The organism is Sphingobacterium spiritivorum (assembly GCF_016724845.1).
GTDB lineage: Bacteria > Bacteroidota > Bacteroidia > Sphingobacteriales > Sphingobacteriaceae > Sphingobacterium > Sphingobacterium spiritivorum_A.
Genome location: NZ_CP068082.1, coordinates 3,758,506 through 3,774,101 on the forward strand (window position 1 = coordinate 3,758,506; position 15,596 = coordinate 3,774,101).

Here is a 15,596-nt window from a genome sequence, read left to right on the forward strand (position 1 = left end):
TTCTACAAAAATTAAATTACAGACAGATGAAAAAAATAATCGCAATCGGCTTTTTGTTTATGTTGGCCAAAGTTGGTATGGCGCAAACCAGAGAAGTGGGTCCTTTTGCCAAAGTAGAAGTTACAGATAAAATCAATGTTGAGCTGATCAACAGCAGTACATATAAGGTCGTTATTTCAGGAAATCCGTCTAATGAAGTAGATGTCATCCAGAAGAACGGGACATTACGTCTCAAAATGAACACGCTGAATATGATGAACGGAGAGGGAATACATATCAAAGTATATGGAAATAATATCAGTGAATTGACCGCAAAGAAGGGCGCAATTGTGAAGGCAAATGAGGAGGAGATCTTAAGCAGCAATATTCTTAATCTGTCTGCTTCAGAAGGAGGTTTATTAAGTCTGAAAGTGTCAGGTCAGGAAATCAAAGTGAGTGCAAGTAAAGGTGGTACAGTACAGGCGAGCGGAAAGACACCTCGTCAGGAAGTTCAGCTGACATTCGGAGGCAATTATGACGGCCGATCCCTGGTGTCAGAAAATGCAAAAGTTACTGTCAATGGAGGAGGAAGATGTGAAGTAAACGTCAAGCAAACTATTGATTCACAAGTCAGAGCCGGAGGTATTATCCACGTATACGGTAATCCGGCTCAGCGTAATGAGAAAAAACTGGCGGGAGGAACCATAGAATACAAGTAATGCCGGGATTCAGTCCGGATAGCTATTCATTTAATTTAAATATAAAGCTAAAATCAGCAATCCCGGATTTGATCCTGTAATATTCGCAGATAAGCTGTATAATTGCTTATTATAACCTTTGATGGAGGCAAGATAGTGACAAGAGAAGAATCTTCTGATGACAAATTTAATATTAAGAGCTACCTGATCATTAGCGCAGTAGGCGCTGTGCTATTGGTGTCGCTTACGATATTTGTAATGAAGATTTTTATGGAACCTGAGAAAAAAATCAGAGCCAAGGTCTTCAATCAGGATATGACACTCAATCAGGATCTGATCTATATCGATAATACGGCGGGTGCACAAAAATGGCACTGGGACTTTGGAAATGGAGATGTGTCTACCCAGCAGGATGGTAAATACAGATATAAGTCAGCCGGAACGTATGTCGTAAGGCTGGTCGTCAATGACAATCTCCATGAACAGTTTTTTGTAACAGTAAAAGATTCTGTCGCCAAAGTCGTAGACAGCACGCTGCAGATATCGGGCCCTTCAGCCGGAACTATTCTCAAAGAGGTCAGAATGGAGGTCGACGGTCCCGGAGAGATCTATCAGTGGCAGTTTGGAGAAAGCGGTAAGGTAGATGTTATCGGCAAAGTCGCTTTGTATACCTATTCCAAACCCGGAAGGTACCGTGTGAAAGTTAAATCCGATAAAACCCTGTCTTATACCTACCACACACTTGTGATAGACGGAGCAAAAACAGACAGTCTGGATAGTCTGGCCGCTGAAAATCAGGTACAGAAGGTTGCAATAGATGATCTGAAAGCGCAGCTACAGGCTATTGCAGACGGCGGAGATTTCAATGTGAGATACAGCTACATTTTAAATAAGTTTTTTTGTAAAAATGAACGTACAGGTGTAACGATCAAAAGTGGTGGAGCAATCAAACAACAGGATATATACAGTTATTGTATAGGACTCACCTTTGGGGGCGGAGTGAAGATCGATAACATACTTCTGATGAGAGTGCCCAATTCCAGCTGCTATCAGTCACTTATTGTGACACAACATAAATAAGAATATTCAATCCCCCTGAACTTAACCTCAAGGGGGATTGAATGCATGTATATTTTACTTCAGCTCTTTGATTTTGATAGAGCGGAAAGAGACATTGTCACCATGGTCCTGCAAAAGGATATGTCCCTGCGGTGCCTGACCAAAGTTTTTCCAGTCTTTGTATTTACTGCCAGCCACCAGATCCAGATACTCTTTAGAGCCCCTCACATAAGATAGCATAAGTTCACCGTTGAGGTAATGTTCAACCCGGTTGTCAGGATAAACGACGATGCGTCCCGTATTCCATTCTCCGATTGGTTTTACTGCTCTTGCATTCTTTTTGGAAGTGATCAGATCGTAAAGTGAGGCAAGTGTACGGTTTCCGTCTTTTCCCAGTTTCGCATCCGGATGTTCTTTATCATCCAAAACCTGATATTCCAAGCCTATAGCCGAGCCCGAAGTCTGTTCGTTAAGAGTGACAAAATATTTAACTCCGCTGTTGGCTCCAGGAGAAAGCTTAAACTGAAAAGTCAGATCAAAGGCTTTATATTGTGCATCAGTAACAATGTCACCTCCATTTGTAGACTCCCCACCAGTAGATGGCAGTACGGAGATAGTACCATTTTTGATCTCCCAGCCTTTTGAAGGAAATTCTTTACCCCTTGCACTATGCCATCCGGCTGTACTCTTCCCGTCAAATAATAACTTATACCCGTTTTGCTGTTCTGCCTTTGAAAGCTGGTTGAGGTGCAGGTTTGTGATATAAATATCTTTTGGAAATGCCTTAGCTTTAAGATTTTCCGTTTGAATGCGGACATTTTTAAAATATACTTTCTTACCGTCATCCGCATCTGCGATATTATGTACCTGCAGACCGATATAACCAGTCTGATCTATAGTGTCGATGACAGCTGCTGTAGGAATTCCGTTGACCCAAGTTCTCACTTCATCACCAATAGCTTCAATACGAATAGCATTATACTCATTCTTACGGAATGCTTTTTTAGCATTTTGATTGAGATCTAAGGGATATAGCCAGCCTCTTCGTGCTTCATCATAGATACCTCCGGTCCAGGCTCTTGCTGTCGGATCCACTTCCACCTGTTTGCCATACATCCGGCCGCGGCCATCATTAGCCTGCGGGTCAATATGGCTTCTGATCTGTATACCCGAATTGGTATTGTCGCCTTCAAGTTTGACTTCAAGCTCCAGTATGAAATCACCATACTCTTTTTCAGTAACTAAAAATGAATTAGGTGTTTTCTTCGTCATAGTACCTACTATAACTCCATTCTCTACAACATATGGAGCTTTACCGCCTACGGTTTTCCAGCCAGCCAGTGTTTTGCCGTCAAAAATAGTAGCTTTAGTTTGCTGAGCCTGTGTTGTAAATGTGGTGGATGCAAGCAGGCATCCGGTAGCGAGCAGAATTTTTGAAATAGAACTTAATTTTGTGTGTGTCATAATAGTTTAGGGTTGTAAAGCCTTTTAAAAGTTTATTTTGGAGTTATAAAATTGTTAATTTTATTTGGATTTTTATATAGAATTAATAAAAAATAATTAAATTAGAGGGGTAAATTTAATTTTTGTCTCTGTAATCCCGGACAAACTCTTAATTATAAACTTGTAATCTCAAATCATGAAAAATACAACCTCTTTTTCGAGACGGACATTTTTGCGCAATAGTCTGTTGCTGTCGGGTGCTACTATCGCTTTACCGTCTTTCTTAGCTGCTTCAGCACCGGTAAAATTAGCACGACCTAATGAACGGATTAATTTGGCCTGTATTGGCATCGGAAACAGAGGTGCAGATATTATTCAGGATCTTTACAAGACAGGACTGGTCAATATTGTGGCACTGTGTGATGTTGATATGGGCGCACCTCATACGCTTCCGATCCTTCAGCAATTTCCGGATGTACCCCGGTTTCAGGATTTCAGGCAATTGTTTGATAAGATGAGTAATCAGATCGATGCAGTCTCTATAGGAGTTCCGGATTTTTCTCATTTTCCGATAACCATGATGGCCATAGATCTTGGAAAGCATGTGTATGTAGAGAAGCCAATGGCCAGAACTTTTCAGGAAGTAGAATTAATGATGAAAAAGGCTGCTAAGTTCAATAAAGTGGTGACACAAATGGGTAATCAGGGACACTCGGAAGCGAATTACTTTCAATTTAAAGCCTGGAAGGAAGCCGGAATTATTAAAGATGTAACGGCAATTACCGCACATATGAATGCTCCCAGACGCTGGCATACCTGGGATACGAATATCAAGTCATTTCCGCCTAAAGAGCCAACACCTTCGACATTAGATTGGGAATTGTGGCAGATGGCTACTCAGGGGCATGACTTTAATAAAGATTTTGTCAACGGGCAATGGAGATGCTGGTTTGATTTTGGAATGGGCGCTTTGGGAGACTGGGGTGCACATATATTGGATACGGCACATGAGTTTCTGGATCTGGGATTACCTTATGAGGTGAATCCTGTTAATCTGGACGGTCATAATGACTTTTTCTTTCCGATGTCTACTACGCTGGCATTCCGCTTTCCTAAGCGGGGAGATATGCCGGCTCTGGATATTACCTGGTACGATGGTATCAACAATCTGCCACCAATACCGGAAGGATATGGCGTATCCGGATTAGATCCGAATATTCCGCCTCCGACAACCGGTAAGATCGAACCTGCAAAACTTAATCCGGGTAAGATTATCTACAGTAAGAATCTGACTTTCAAAGGTGGATCACATGGTAGTACACTGTCCATTATACCGGAAGAACAGGCTTTGGCCATGGCCGGAAAACTTCCGGAAGTACCGCAGAGTCCGTCCAATCATTTCCTTAATTTTATTCGCAGTTGTAAAGGAGAAGAAAAGACAAGATCTTCCTTCGACATTGCAGGTCCTTTAAGTCAGGTCTTCTGTTTAGGGGTATTGGCCCAGAAATTAGGGACAAAACTTGAATTTGACCGTAAAAGCAAAAAAATCACAAATAATAAGTTTGCTAACAGCTTACTAGCGGGACCTCCTCCGAGAAAAGGCTGGGAGCAATATTATAAAATCTAAAAGATCAGGCCAAACTATTTTAGTTCCTGAAATTTATATAATAGTAAAGCCGTTCTTTTAACAAAGAACGGCTTTATGCTGTCATTTTAAGTAAGTATTAGTCCAGATTGATTACAAAGTCCTTAACTTCTTTTCTTACTTTTTTCATATTTACCAACCAGTCATTTTCAGTATCACGGTATCCCAATGCTAAGATCGTAACGGATTTAAGACCATATTTTTTCAGTTCTAATAAATCATCCAGTTGCTCATTGACAAATCCTTCCATCGGAGTCGCATCTACCTTTTGTTCAGCTGCAGCGGCAATGGCAAGACCAAATCCGATATAAGCCTGACGTGCAGCATGCTCAAATTGTTGCTGTTGTTCACGTGCTGAAAGTGAACTGAACAATTGATTTTTATAGTCATCTGCAAATCCTGCAGGTAATCCGCGCTCTACTTCCTGTTGTGTGAATACCTCATCGACACGTTGCTTTGTATACTCATCATAAGCAGCGAATATCAATAAATGTGAAGCATCTACAATCTGAGATTGATTATAGGCAATGGGCTGGATCTTTGCTTTCAGCTCCGGATCAGAGATTGCAATGATTTTGTACGGTTGCAAGCCCGAAGAAGTAGGAGCGAGGCGAGCTGCTTCGATAATGTAATCTACTTTCTCCTGTGCTACCTGTTGTCCGTTCATTTTTTTTGTAGCGTATCTCCAGTTTAAATGTTCTAATAAACTCATCTTTTTATTTAATTAATTAGTGATTTGATATACCCATCCACGGCATCTTTAAGTATAGCGGATGGTTCGATTGATTTTTGATTAACAGATAATAATTCAATAGCAACAAGACCGTGCATGATAGACCAAAAAGTTTTCATTTTTAAGTACTTATCAGTGTCTGTCCGGTTGCTTTGCAAAATAGCCTCTTCAATGACTGTCAGTAAAATTTCTGAAGTCTTTCTTTTCTCCTGTACAGTCTGTATCGCTTCGCAGGTCGGTATGCCCAGACCAAACATGATCTCATAATGCTTCTGATGGGTGAAGGCAAAGGACCAGTAAGCTTCAGCGATATGAAGGATTTTTACTTCAGCAGAGTCATCCTGACTGATAGCATAGGCAAGTTGTTCGGCCAGTAAACGAAATCCCTCTTTCGTAAAATATTCGATCAGGTCATCTTTGCTGCTAAAGTGCTTATAGATCACCGGTACGCTGTATTCAATCGCATCCGCAATCTTACGCAGAGAGAGTGCAGCCCATCCTTCCTCCGCCACAATACTCCATGACTGCGCTACGATAAGTTGTTTTAATTGCTCTTGCTCCCGAAATCTTCGTTCCGATATTCCCATGTCTAAACATTTAGTTAACAGTGTTAGCAAAAGTAACAATGATTTTTAAATGTTTAAACACTTTATGTTTTTTAGACTTTTTAATGACAATCTCTTTCTCCTTAAATATTGTAATTTTAGCGTTATGAATGCAGCAAGGAAAAAACATGTTTCATTGGTTCTGGGAAGCGGAGGTGCCAGAGGGATTGCAGAGATAGGAGTAATTCGTGCTCTGGAATCCAAAGGATATACAATAGATGAGATAGTTGGTTGTTCTATAGGCTCCTTAGTAGGAGGGGTATATGCACAGCAGAAACTTTCGGATTTTCAGGATTGGCTGAAGACACTGAGCAAACGTGAAATTTTCAGGCTTATGGATTTTACCTATTTTGGATCGGGCGTCATGAAAGGTATACGCATCTTTGAGGTGATCAAACAAATCGTGCCGGATATAAATATTGAAGATTTGCCGATACGGTATACAGCTGTGGCTACTGATCTGAAAAAAGAACAGGATGTCGTGTTTCGTACAGGTAGTATGTATGATGCTATACGTGCTTCCATAGCAATACCGGCCGTATTTACAGCCGTTAGTATTGATGAGCAGTTTCTGGTTGATGGAGGTGTACTCAATCCTTTACCCATCAATCATGTGCAGCATAAGCATAATCTTGTAGTCGCAGTCAACCTGGACGGTCTGCCTGATCCGGAACTGGTACAGACAAAGAATAAACCTGTAAAAGTAAATTCAATAGGTGTATTGACGCATGCTTATTATGCGATGAGACGTCAGCTGGCTGCACAAAGCATAGCCTTGTATAAGCCCGATTGTGTAGTCACGATTCCGCATAATATTTCTGGATTATGGGACTACGACCGCTCAGAATACCTGATAGAAAAAGGAGCTTTGCTGACCGAAAATGCCTTATCTGATCTGTAAGTTTCTCAAAAACTCATGGAGCAGACTGTTGAATCGTTCAGGCTGTTCCAGATTTGGAAGATGTCCGGCATTTTCAATTTCTATATAGGAAGCCTGCGGAATAGCTGCTTCAAGTTCTTCCATAAGCTCTTTGGGCGTAATGGCATCATTTGCACCTCTGATGAGCAGTGTGGGAACAGGGATAGCTCCCAGCATATCGCGCGTGTCGGTACGACTGGCTAATGCAAGTTGTGTAGCACAGATACTGCTTATGCTGTTGCGACGGATACTGCTTTTGATTAATTCTACAGCTTCAGGATTGTTGCTGATTGTATCCTTATGAAAGACGTTTTCAACAAAACCTATGGCAAACGGTCTTCTTCCATATTGTAAAATGGCCTGAATAGAATCAAATCTTTTTTGTTTGCCTTTGTTATCATCAGCTCTTGCATGGGTATCACACAGGATCAGACCTTTTATGCGGTTTGGAATCAACTGATATGCTCTAAGTGCAATATATCCTCCCATGGATATACCACATAAGGTAACCTGTTCGAGATCTAACTTCTTGATAAATACAACAAGGTCTTTGGCAAAAACATCCACACTGAAAAAACCATGCCCTGCAGTTGTATTGCCATGCCCGCGAACATCTATTGCGATTCCGGTCACATTGTCTGCCAAACTCTCAAGCTGTGGCTTCCAGGTTTTCTTATTAAAAGGAAATCCATGGATAAAAATGATAGTTTCGGTTGGTTCGGAAGTAAGTGCTGGTTTGATATAGTATGAGATACTGATATCACCAATTCGGATCTTGCTGCTCTTAAAGTTACGCTCTGTCATGTATGGGGAATGTATATTATGAAAAAAAATATTTCAACATAAATATAATAAAATCAATAAGATAATTAGAATTATATTCCTGCAGATACTAAAAATGAATATTTTTATTTGGAAATAAGATAAAAGTAACGATATTTGCATCACCAAAACAAAACGGGGTTATCTCCGGGACACACAGGAACTGCGCTCATAGCTTAATTGGATAGAGCACCTGACTACGGATCAGGAGGTTAGGGGTTCGACTCCCTTTGAGCGCACACATTTTCTCTCTCATTACACACACATTCATTCCTTCACTTTTTGTCAGATATGTAACAATTGGATTATTCGGGTAATTCTTATCGATTGATGCAGTGTTCTGCTTTAAAATGAAAAAAAATTTGTGTGAAGATGGAATTTCCCTATATTTGCATCACCAAAACAGAACAGGCATAAAGTCGGGAAGTGTTGGTTGCCGCGCTCATAGCTTAATTGGATAGAGCACCTGACTACGGATCAGGAGGTTAGGGGTTCGACTCCCTTTGAGCGCACTTGTTAAACTCCAAGCCTAATCAAAAACAAGATTAGGCTTTTATTTTTTACGGAATTACAACTATGCTAAACCTTGTTTTATTCGGTCCTCCAGGTGCGGGCAAAGGCACTCAATCACAAAAGCTTATTGATAAATACCAATTGGTGCATATCTCAACAGGTGATCTTTTCCGTGCTCACATCAAAGACCAGACAACATTAGGCCAACAGGTTAGTCAGATCATTGCGGATGGCAACCTGGTGCCTGACTCCGTAACGATAGCAATGCTGGAGGAAGAAATTAAAAAAAATCCAAATGCAAAAGGATTTATTTTTGATGGATTCCCGCGCACTGTAGCTCAGGCTGAGGCTTTGGATCACTTCCTTGAGTCTAACAATTCTTCTATCACAGGAGTAATTGCGCTGGATGTCAACGAAGACGAATTGAAAGCTCGTATCGCTAAGAGACAAGAGATTTCAGGCCGCGCAGATGATGCAGCGGATAAACTGACGAAACGCATAGAAGAGTATTTCGAAAAAACTATTCTTGTATTACCATATTATGAAGCTCAGGATAAGCTTTCTAAGGTAAACGGAATCGGAGATATTGACTCTATTTTTGGGGAACTGACCCAGATTATTGACCAATACTAATAGTTTATTAGTATTTTTTTCTTTTTTAGCTTAACGAAGTATAATAAATGGCTCAGGGATCAAATTTTGTAGATTATGTGAAAGTGTGTTGCCGATCAGGTCATGGTGGTGCTGGTTCAGCGCATTTGCATCGGGATAAGCATACTGCCAAAGGTGGTCCTGATGGAGGTGATGGCGGCCGGGGAGGACATATTATACTCAAAGGAACAAGTCAGTTGTGGACACTGCTCCACCTGAAATACAGAAAACATATCATTGCATCCAACGGAGATCCGGGAGGTAGTGCGTTGCGCTCCGGAGCTAACGGTAAAGATGAAATACTGGAAGTACCGCTGGGTACTATCGCACGTGATGCCGAGACGGGAGAAGTCCTGTTTGATATTACAGAAGATGGCGAAACAAAAATTTTGACAGCAGGTGGTATCGGCGGACTGGGTAACTGGCACTTTAAGTCTGCAACGCAGCAGACTCCACGATTTTCTCAACCGGGAAGACCCGGAATAGAGCAATGGGTAATTCTGGAACTCAAAGTACTAGCCGATGTTGGACTGGTAGGATTCCCGAATGCAGGTAAATCAACACTGCTGTCAGTAGTGTCAGCTGCAAAACCTGAAATCGCAAATTACCCTTTTACTACATTGGTACCCAATCTGGGGATTGTAAGCTACAGAGATAATAAATCTTTTGTAATGGCCGATATTCCGGGTATTATCGAAGGAGCTTCTGAAGGTAAAGGATTAGGATACCGGTTTTTGCGTCATATTGAACGAAACTCAGTTTTACTCTTTATGGTTCCGGCAGACACAGATCGTACAATCGCGGAAGAATATCATATTCTTTTGAAAGAATTGACGGCTTATAATCCAGAATTGATGGATAAGCCCAAATTACTGGCGATTACTAAATCTGATATGCTGGATGAAGAACTGGAAAATGAAATGAAGGCTCAGGTGCCTGATGATATTCCTTATATTTTTATCTCTTCCATATCCGGTAAAAATATTCTTCAATTAAAAGATATGATCTGGAAGGCAATCAATTCCTGATTGCCATTCATCTGCATAAAAAAATAAGGATTCATTTTTAATTAAAAATGAATCCTTATTTTTTTGCCTTCTTCCAGTAACGTTTATATAATCGGGAATAATCTTTTCTGCAGAGAAGGAGAGAAGTGTTTATGTACTGCATTAGTAAAGCATTGATAAACCGCATCGTTTTTCATAACCAGATATGGGATTTCTACAATACCTGCTGTCGTTTTCATCCGGTAATACCCAAATACAACTCCGTTGGTATGCTGTACCGCTTCTATTTGCTGCACTGCTTTTACATCTGTCTGCAGCTTGAATCGTATAGTCTGTTTATTCAGACTTTCAACAATAACTTCTTCTTGTTGCGGATCAAACCAGATTTGTTGATTTCGGGTAGCTTTCACATGGTTGGTCAACACAAAAAGCTGTCCGATCATATAAAAACTGATAGGCAGCAGAAACAGCAGGATCTTGATCTTCACAGCAAGTAATACCACTATAAGTAACAGAATGATGCCGATACCTACATTGACAAATGTTTTCTTTGAAACCTTTGTAATCAAAGCAGTAGGTGTATGCATAAGCAGAAACTGTCCCTTTCTGATTGCTCCGGAAGGAGAACCTGTAAGACCCGATAGCTTACGTGATACAAAGTAGATCACCAGTCCTATCAATCCGAGTATAATCAGAAATTTGAACATCTTTGCTTAAGTAGTATAATTAATATTGTTCGTTTTCATTCGGGTAATTTACAGCTTTGACATCAGCTACATACTGGCCAAATGCTTTGGTCATTTCCTCGTACAGATTAAGATACTGACGCAAAAACTTAGGTTTAAAACCTTTCGTCAACCCCAACATATCATTTACGACCAATACCTGACCGTCACATCCGTTTCCTGCTCCGATTCCTATAGTAGGGATATGCAAAGAAGCAGATACTTCAGCTGCCAGTTTAGCCGGAATTTTCTCAAGTACCACAGCAAAACAACCTGCTTCCTGAAGGGCTAATGCATCTGTTTTTAATTTTTCCGCTTCCGCTTCCTCTTTAGCTCTTACACCAAAGTTTCCGAATTTGTAAATGGACTGTGGCGTAAGCCCCAGGTGCCCGCAAACCGGGATTCCTGTCTCAACTATCTTACGGATGTTTTCGATGATCTCTACACCACCTTCCAGTTTGAGTGCATGTGCTCCGGATTCTTTCATGACGCGAACAGCAGCTTTATAAGCATCGTTGATATCGCCCTGATAAGCTCCGAAAGGAAGATCTACGACCACCATCGCACGTTTGGTACCTCTTACTACCGCTGAAGCATGATAAATCATGTTGTCCAGTGTCATCGGCAAGGTCGTTTCGTAACCGGCAAATACATTAGCGGCAGAGTCGCCGACTAAAATGATTTCAACTCCTCCCTCATCCAGTGCGCGTGCTATAGAATAATCATAGCCGGTCAGCATCGCAATTTTTTCTTTACGATTCTTCAATTCCTGAATGGTAGAAGTCGTGATTCGTGTAATTTCTTTGTTTACAGACATGTCTTCGTTTGTTGAAGAAACAAAAGTATAGAAATTTTAAGCAAAACTATGTTTTAAAACCCTAATAAATGCTTGTTGGCCTTATCCGTAAAGGTAAATCGCAGCTATCTCAAAGGTATTTTGTAAATTTGCAGGATGAAGCAAAGCGAAGCTAAACTCTTTAAATTTCCGAAGTTCACTGATCTGATCATTCACGAAGATGAAAATATAATTGTAATCAACAAACCCCCTTTTATCGCCTCGCTTGACGAGCGTGAAGGCGGAGAGGTCAATATACTGCGTCTGGCTAAGAAATACTACGCCGATGCACAGATCTGTCACCGACTGGATAAAGAAACTTCAGGCATACTTCTTATCGCTAAAAATCCGGAAACCTACCGTTTGATCTCCATAGAATTTGAAAAGAGACGGGTAGATAAAACCTATCATGCTATTATAGAAGGAACTCATATTTTTCAGGATCTCAAAATAGATCTGCCGATACTTAATCAGGGGAATAAGAATGTGACCATAGACCGTTATAACGGTAAACCTGCCGAGACTATCTTTAATTCTATACAATATTTTAAGCACTTTACATTAGTAGAGTGCAAGCCGATTACGGGACGTATGCACCAGATACGTATTCATTTGGCGACACAACATGCAGCCATCGTAGGTGACAGTATGTACAGAGGAAAGCCGGTATATCTTTCGCAGATCAAAAAGCGGGGTTTTACATTATCAAAGGATGAAGAAGAGCAACCGATCATGAAACGCTTTGCATTACATTCCAAAAAGGTAAGATTTAAAGTTGCTGATAAGTCTTATGAATTTGAGGCTGAATATCCGAAGGATTTCGCTATCTTACTCAAACAGTTAGAAAAATTTGATGCTTAACCCATTTATTTTGTGATGAATCCAAAAACTAAAAAAATTGTAATTAATGTAGTTTTCGTTGTGCTGATCGCATTGATGGTATGGCCAACGAGTCGTGCCTATTTTCAGCAGGGACTTATGAAGATAGGTCTGTTCAAGCCTAAACTTGAAGTGCCGAAGACACCAGATGCTATACCTGAAGGAGCTAATGCTGTTCAATCAGGAGAGCCTAACGTTGCTTTTGCAGATGCTTCCGGTAAAACTATTCAGACGCATGATCTCAAAGGAAAAGTGGTGTTTGTTAATTTTTGGGCAACATGGTGTCCTCCGTGTAAAGCAGAAATGCCGTCTATTCAGAAGCTGTATGACAAGTTTAAAAACAACGATAAAGTAGCTTTCCTGATTGTAGAAATAGAAAACGATACAGAAAAAGCACTGCAGTTTATGCAGGGAGAAAAACTTACAATGCCTGTACATTTTCCTGCAGGGGAGATTCCGAAAACCTGGTTAGGAGGATCTATTCCAACAACATTGATACTGGATAAAACAGGAGCAATAGTCACCAGACATGAAGGAATGGCGGATTACAGCCGTAAAGAGGTTGTGGATTTTATAGAGGAACTGATTAATAAATAAGATCCTTCCTTACTTTTCAATTTTTACTTTTGAATTTTTAATATGACCAGAGCAGCGCTCATTCAACAAATCAAAACAAAGCGTTCATTTCTCTGTGTAGGTCTGGATACAGATCTCACTAAGATCCCTGAACATTTACTGGATAATGAAGATCCTATCTTTACGTTTAATAAAGCCATTATAGAAGCGACAGAGGATCTTTGTGTGGCCTATAAACCTAATATCGCTTTCTACGAAAGCTATGGTGTAAAGGGCTGGGAATCTCTTCGTAAGACCTGGGAAGCTTTGCCTCAGGATTGTTTTAGTATAGCGGATGCCAAGCGCGGTGATATAGGTAATACCTCTAAAATGTATGCCAGTGCATTTTTTGATCAGCAAAACTCGGGTATGAGCTTTGACTCGATTACTATTGCTCCTTATATGGGTAAAGATTCGGTCACACCATTTTTAGATTTTGAAGGTAAGTGGGCTATAGTACTGGCGCTTACCTCTAATCCGGGAAGTCTGGATTTTCAGAATTTTACCAATTCCTCCGGCAAACAGTTGTTTGAAGAAGTACTGGATAAGGTAAATACCTGGGGATCGGACGAACAGATTATGTACGTGGTAGGAGCAACCCGTGGCGAAGGATTTATCAAGATACGTGAACATGCTCCTGATCATTTTCTGCTTGTGCCGGGTGTAGGTGCACAGGGAGGTAGTCTGGAAGATGTCTGTAAATACGGTATGAATAAAGACTGTGGATTGCTGGTTAACAGTACCCGTGGTATCATCTATGCTTCAAATGGAAAAGACTTTGCCGAACGAGCCAGAGAAGAGGCATTGATTCTTCAGAAAGAGATGGAGCAGCAATTAGTACTACATGGCATTATTTAAGTTATAAAAGAGAATACAGGAAGCTGCTTTAAAATCTAAAGCAGCTTTTTTTTGTTATTATAATTTACACTTTAACTAATATTGTATAATGCCGTTAGATAGTGCTGGCTTTGAGTCTGGTTATTTTTTTATATTTAAGTTTGAAAATTACAAAATAGAATTATTCGAATTATAATTATCTCTCTAATTGGTTAAACCTAAACTACCTTTAAGGAGTTGTTGGAGCAAAATTTTGTAAAAAGCTCTGGTTCTGAATAATGTAAAGGATTAAAAATAAACAGAGATAATTTAAATATTCTCGCTGTTCTACTGGAAAATTTATTTGATTGTCAGAATAGAAATAAACATGACATTTTTTTGGATTGTTATGACTCGATGTAGAGATCAAGCCGAGGGATTATATCCGAGGATGCACCCATAAAAGGAAGTAATATAAATCGTAGCAAGTTTCACTTATTTTTGATAGATTTTTTGAATTTTATCTTTCCATATTTGAGAATATAATTGGATATATTAAACTAAAATGAAAAAAATAAAAGGTATTAAAGTCGGAAGGGATATATATGTTTTTAGTGAACAAATAAAGATGTTTTCATTTTCATATTTTAACTTGTTTTTACTCGAAAACCGAATGATGCCAAATAAAAGAAATGAAATTTTTTTTAACTCTTCGCAAACATCATCTTTGATTACAGGATTAAAAAAATTATTGGATCAATTATTAGAAGCCGGATATGAAGAGCCTAATCAGATGCATTTACAAAAATATCCCACCCGGTACGAAAAGATTACTTTTTGTGAGAAGGTATACATATTAAATTATAGAACGTCAGAAATTGGTCAACTGGCTTACTCAATTAAAGTTTTAATGGATTTTTTAGATAATTCTGTAATAGATAAAAAGGAAGTTATATTCATGTTAGAAGATTAATGTTATATTTTTCAATATTAGTTTGTCAAAGTATTTGAACTCTATTTGAAAATATTAAGTTTAGAAGCAATAGCTACGATTGAGGATAAATTTTACTAAAGTAAGAAGCTTTAAAAGTTCGGAGGATTAAATATGGATAACTTTAAGATAGATATTACAGATAACTTGAAGCATGCGATAAAAATTAACAGCGAATGGTCATTCCGATTTTTTTTGAATGTGTTGAATTGTTTAATAAAAGCCAACTTTCTGTTTCTTATTGGAAGGACGAAGAGAATTGGATGACTCTCTCTAATGAAAGTAATGTCATTGCATACATTTGGCATAAATATCCATTGATATTTGTAGATGAAAAATTTATTACAATGGTAAAAGATGTAATCACTGATCAAAATAATTTGATATTAATTTCTGCTTCGGATTTAAACCAAAATATTTTCAAAGTAGAGGAGGAGTTTCATCTGATTGATTTTGAGTTCGGATTCAACAAGATGAGTTTTTCTGCAGAAGACTTTTGGTATTATACTAATGATACAGTTTAGACACCTTAATACCTGGAAAAATAAACCGATTCTGCTTTCTGAATATGCTGCTGATAAACATCTCAGCGGTAAACAGATAATTTCAAACTACTTTTACCGTTATATTGTTTTTATAGAATCATATTTCAGTACAAATC

The 15,596-nt window shown here is 39.3% G+C and carries 17 protein-coding genes and 2 tRNA genes; 13 read left to right on the forward strand and 6 right to left on the reverse strand.

All coding sequences use genetic code 11. From position 1 onward, the window contains the following. Nucleotides 1-26 precede the first annotated feature (26 nt). Nucleotides 27-698, forward strand: coding sequence for a head GIN domain-containing protein (locus I6J03_RS16005; protein ID WP_039989761.1), 672 nt, complete (start codon nt 27-29; stop codon nt 696-698). A gap of 135 nt (nt 699-833) precedes the next feature. Next, nucleotides 834-1,757, forward strand: coding sequence for a PKD domain-containing protein (locus I6J03_RS16010; RefSeq protein WP_039989759.1), 924 nt, complete (start codon nt 834-836; stop codon nt 1,755-1,757). Nucleotides 1,758-1,811: 54 nt separating this feature from the next. Here I6J03_RS16010 and I6J03_RS16015 read toward each other — a convergent pair whose 3' ends face one another. Beyond that, nucleotides 1,812-3,200 (reverse strand): 3-keto-disaccharide hydrolase, encoded by a 1,389-nt coding sequence (locus tag I6J03_RS16015; protein ID WP_003004298.1) that lies wholly within the window; start codon nt 3,198-3,200, stop codon nt 1,812-1,814. A 175-nt stretch (nt 3,201-3,375) separates the two neighbouring features. On the opposite strand from I6J03_RS16015, the gene I6J03_RS16020 reads away from it, so the two are divergent. Continuing rightward, nucleotides 3,376-4,806, forward strand: coding sequence for a Gfo/Idh/MocA family oxidoreductase (locus I6J03_RS16020; RefSeq protein ID WP_003004295.1), 1,431 nt, complete (start codon nt 3,376-3,378; stop codon nt 4,804-4,806). Between the two features lie 97 nt (nt 4,807-4,903). Here the strand turns inward: I6J03_RS16020 and I6J03_RS16025 are convergent, their stop codons facing one another. Both I6J03_RS16025 and I6J03_RS16030 read right to left on the reverse strand, forming a co-directional pair. Continuing rightward, nucleotides 4,904-5,536, reverse strand: a complete 633-nt coding sequence (locus tag I6J03_RS16025; protein ID WP_003004292.1) for a nitroreductase family protein — start codon at nt 5,534-5,536, stop codon at nt 4,904-4,906. Nucleotides 5,537-5,544: 8 nt separating this feature from the next. After that, nucleotides 5,545-6,144, reverse strand: a complete 600-nt coding sequence (locus I6J03_RS16030; RefSeq protein WP_003004289.1) for a TetR/AcrR family transcriptional regulator — start codon at nt 6,142-6,144, stop codon at nt 5,545-5,547. A 124-nt stretch (nt 6,145-6,268) separates the two neighbouring features. Between I6J03_RS16030 and I6J03_RS16035 the strand changes: the two genes are divergently transcribed. Further along, nucleotides 6,269-7,063, forward strand: a complete 795-nt coding sequence (locus I6J03_RS16035; RefSeq protein WP_232279632.1) for a patatin-like phospholipase family protein — start codon at nt 6,269-6,271, stop codon at nt 7,061-7,063. Here the strand turns inward: I6J03_RS16035 and I6J03_RS16040 are convergent. Next, nucleotides 7,049-7,885, reverse strand: coding sequence for an alpha/beta fold hydrolase (locus tag I6J03_RS16040; RefSeq protein ID WP_003004284.1), 837 nt, complete (start codon nt 7,883-7,885; stop codon nt 7,049-7,051). The two genes, I6J03_RS16035 and I6J03_RS16040, sit on opposite strands and share 15 nt — an antisense overlap. A gap of 183 nt (nt 7,886-8,068) precedes the next feature. Here I6J03_RS16040 and I6J03_RS16045 point away from each other — a divergent pair. The 4 genes from I6J03_RS16045 (at nt 8,069) to obgE (ending at nt 10,095) form a co-directional block, all read left to right on the forward strand. After that, nucleotides 8,069-8,142: transfer RNA gene (locus I6J03_RS16045), tRNA-Arg, on the forward strand. Nucleotides 8,143-8,341: 199 nt separating this feature from the next. Continuing rightward, nucleotides 8,342-8,415, forward strand: a tRNA-Arg gene (locus tag I6J03_RS16050). A 64-nt stretch (nt 8,416-8,479) separates the two neighbouring features. Then, complete coding sequence (locus tag I6J03_RS16055; RefSeq protein WP_201693811.1) at nt 8,480-9,049, forward strand: adenylate kinase; 570 nt, start codon at nt 8,480-8,482, stop codon at nt 9,047-9,049. Nucleotides 9,050-9,096: 47 nt separating this feature from the next. Beyond that, nucleotides 9,097-10,095: a GTPase ObgE gene (obgE, locus tag I6J03_RS16060; protein WP_115169291.1), complete on the forward strand. Its 999-nt coding sequence runs from the start codon at nt 9,097-9,099 to the stop codon at nt 10,093-10,095. An 83-nt stretch (nt 10,096-10,178) separates the two neighbouring features. Here obgE and I6J03_RS16065 read toward each other — a convergent pair whose 3' ends face one another. Both I6J03_RS16065 and panB read right to left on the reverse strand, forming a co-directional pair. After that, entirely contained in the window at nt 10,179-10,781 is a 603-nt protein-coding gene (locus I6J03_RS16065; RefSeq protein WP_201693813.1) for a hypothetical protein, read from the reverse strand. A gap of 19 nt (nt 10,782-10,800) precedes the next feature. Then, nucleotides 10,801-11,616, reverse strand: coding sequence for a 3-methyl-2-oxobutanoate hydroxymethyltransferase (panB, locus tag I6J03_RS16070; RefSeq protein ID WP_003001495.1), 816 nt, complete (start codon nt 11,614-11,616; stop codon nt 10,801-10,803). Nucleotides 11,617-11,751: 135 nt separating this feature from the next. Here panB and I6J03_RS16075 point away from each other — a divergent pair, with 135 nt between their 5' ends. The 5 genes from I6J03_RS16075 to I6J03_RS16095 all read left to right on the forward strand — a co-directional run bounded on the left by I6J03_RS16075 (nt 11,752) and on the right by I6J03_RS16095 (nt 15,459). Then, complete coding sequence (locus I6J03_RS16075) at nt 11,752-12,495, forward strand: RluA family pseudouridine synthase (protein ID WP_003004265.1); 744 nt, start codon at nt 11,752-11,754, stop codon at nt 12,493-12,495. A 15-nt stretch (nt 12,496-12,510) separates the two neighbouring features. Continuing rightward, on the forward strand, nt 12,511-13,110 hold the full coding sequence (locus I6J03_RS16080) for a TlpA family protein disulfide reductase (protein WP_003004262.1): 600 nt from the start codon (nt 12,511-12,513) through the stop codon (nt 13,108-13,110). 42 nt (nt 13,111-13,152) lie between these two features. Next, nucleotides 13,153-13,986, forward strand: coding sequence for an orotidine-5'-phosphate decarboxylase (gene pyrF, locus I6J03_RS16085; protein ID WP_003004260.1), 834 nt, complete (start codon nt 13,153-13,155; stop codon nt 13,984-13,986). Nucleotides 13,987-14,509: 523 nt separating this feature from the next. Next, a complete protein-coding gene (locus tag I6J03_RS16090; RefSeq protein ID WP_003004257.1) occupies nt 14,510-14,917 on the forward strand; it encodes a hypothetical protein in 408 nt (135 codons plus the stop codon). A gap of 194 nt (nt 14,918-15,111) precedes the next feature. Further along, a complete protein-coding gene (locus tag I6J03_RS16095) occupies nt 15,112-15,459 on the forward strand; it encodes a hypothetical protein (protein ID WP_003004254.1) in 348 nt (115 codons plus the stop codon). Nucleotides 15,460-15,596 lie beyond the last annotated feature (137 nt).

Coding starts and splice junctions, on each gene's coding strand:
- I6J03_RS16005 (WP_039989761.1), top strand. CDS start 27: ATGAAAAAAATAATCGCAATCGGCTTTTTGTTTATGTTGGCCAAAGTT.
- I6J03_RS16015 (WP_003004298.1), bottom strand. CDS start 3,200: ATGACACACACAAAATTAAGTTCTATTTCAAAAATTCTGCTCGCTACC.
- I6J03_RS16020 (WP_003004295.1), top strand. CDS start 3,376: ATGAAAAATACAACCTCTTTTTCGAGACGGACATTTTTGCGCAATAGT.
- I6J03_RS16025 (WP_003004292.1), bottom strand. CDS start 5,536: ATGAGTTTATTAGAACATTTAAACTGGAGATACGCTACAAAAAAAATG.
- I6J03_RS16030 (WP_003004289.1), bottom strand. CDS start 6,144: ATGGGAATATCGGAACGAAGATTTCGGGAGCAAGAGCAATTAAAACAA.
- I6J03_RS16035 (WP_232279632.1), top strand. CDS start 6,269: ATGAATGCAGCAAGGAAAAAACATGTTTCATTGGTTCTGGGAAGCGGA.
- I6J03_RS16040 (WP_003004284.1), bottom strand. CDS start 7,885: ATGACAGAGCGTAACTTTAAGAGCAGCAAGATCCGAATTGGTGATATC.
- I6J03_RS16055 (WP_201693811.1), top strand. CDS start 8,480: ATGCTAAACCTTGTTTTATTCGGTCCTCCAGGTGCGGGCAAAGGCACT.
- obgE (WP_115169291.1), top strand. CDS start 9,097: ATGGCTCAGGGATCAAATTTTGTAGATTATGTGAAAGTGTGTTGCCGA.
- I6J03_RS16065 (WP_201693813.1), bottom strand. CDS start 10,781: ATGTTCAAATTTCTGATTATACTCGGATTGATAGGACTGGTGATCTAC.
- panB (WP_003001495.1), bottom strand. CDS start 11,616: ATGTCTGTAAACAAAGAAATTACACGAATCACGACTTCTACCATTCAG.
- I6J03_RS16075 (WP_003004265.1), top strand. CDS start 11,752: ATGAAGCAAAGCGAAGCTAAACTCTTTAAATTTCCGAAGTTCACTGAT.
- I6J03_RS16080 (WP_003004262.1), top strand. CDS start 12,511: ATGAATCCAAAAACTAAAAAAATTGTAATTAATGTAGTTTTCGTTGTG.
- pyrF (WP_003004260.1), top strand. CDS start 13,153: ATGACCAGAGCAGCGCTCATTCAACAAATCAAAACAAAGCGTTCATTT.
- I6J03_RS16090 (WP_003004257.1), top strand. CDS start 14,510: ATGAAAAAAATAAAAGGTATTAAAGTCGGAAGGGATATATATGTTTTT.
- I6J03_RS16095 (WP_003004254.1), top strand. CDS start 15,112: ATGGTCATTCCGATTTTTTTTGAATGTGTTGAATTGTTTAATAAAAGC.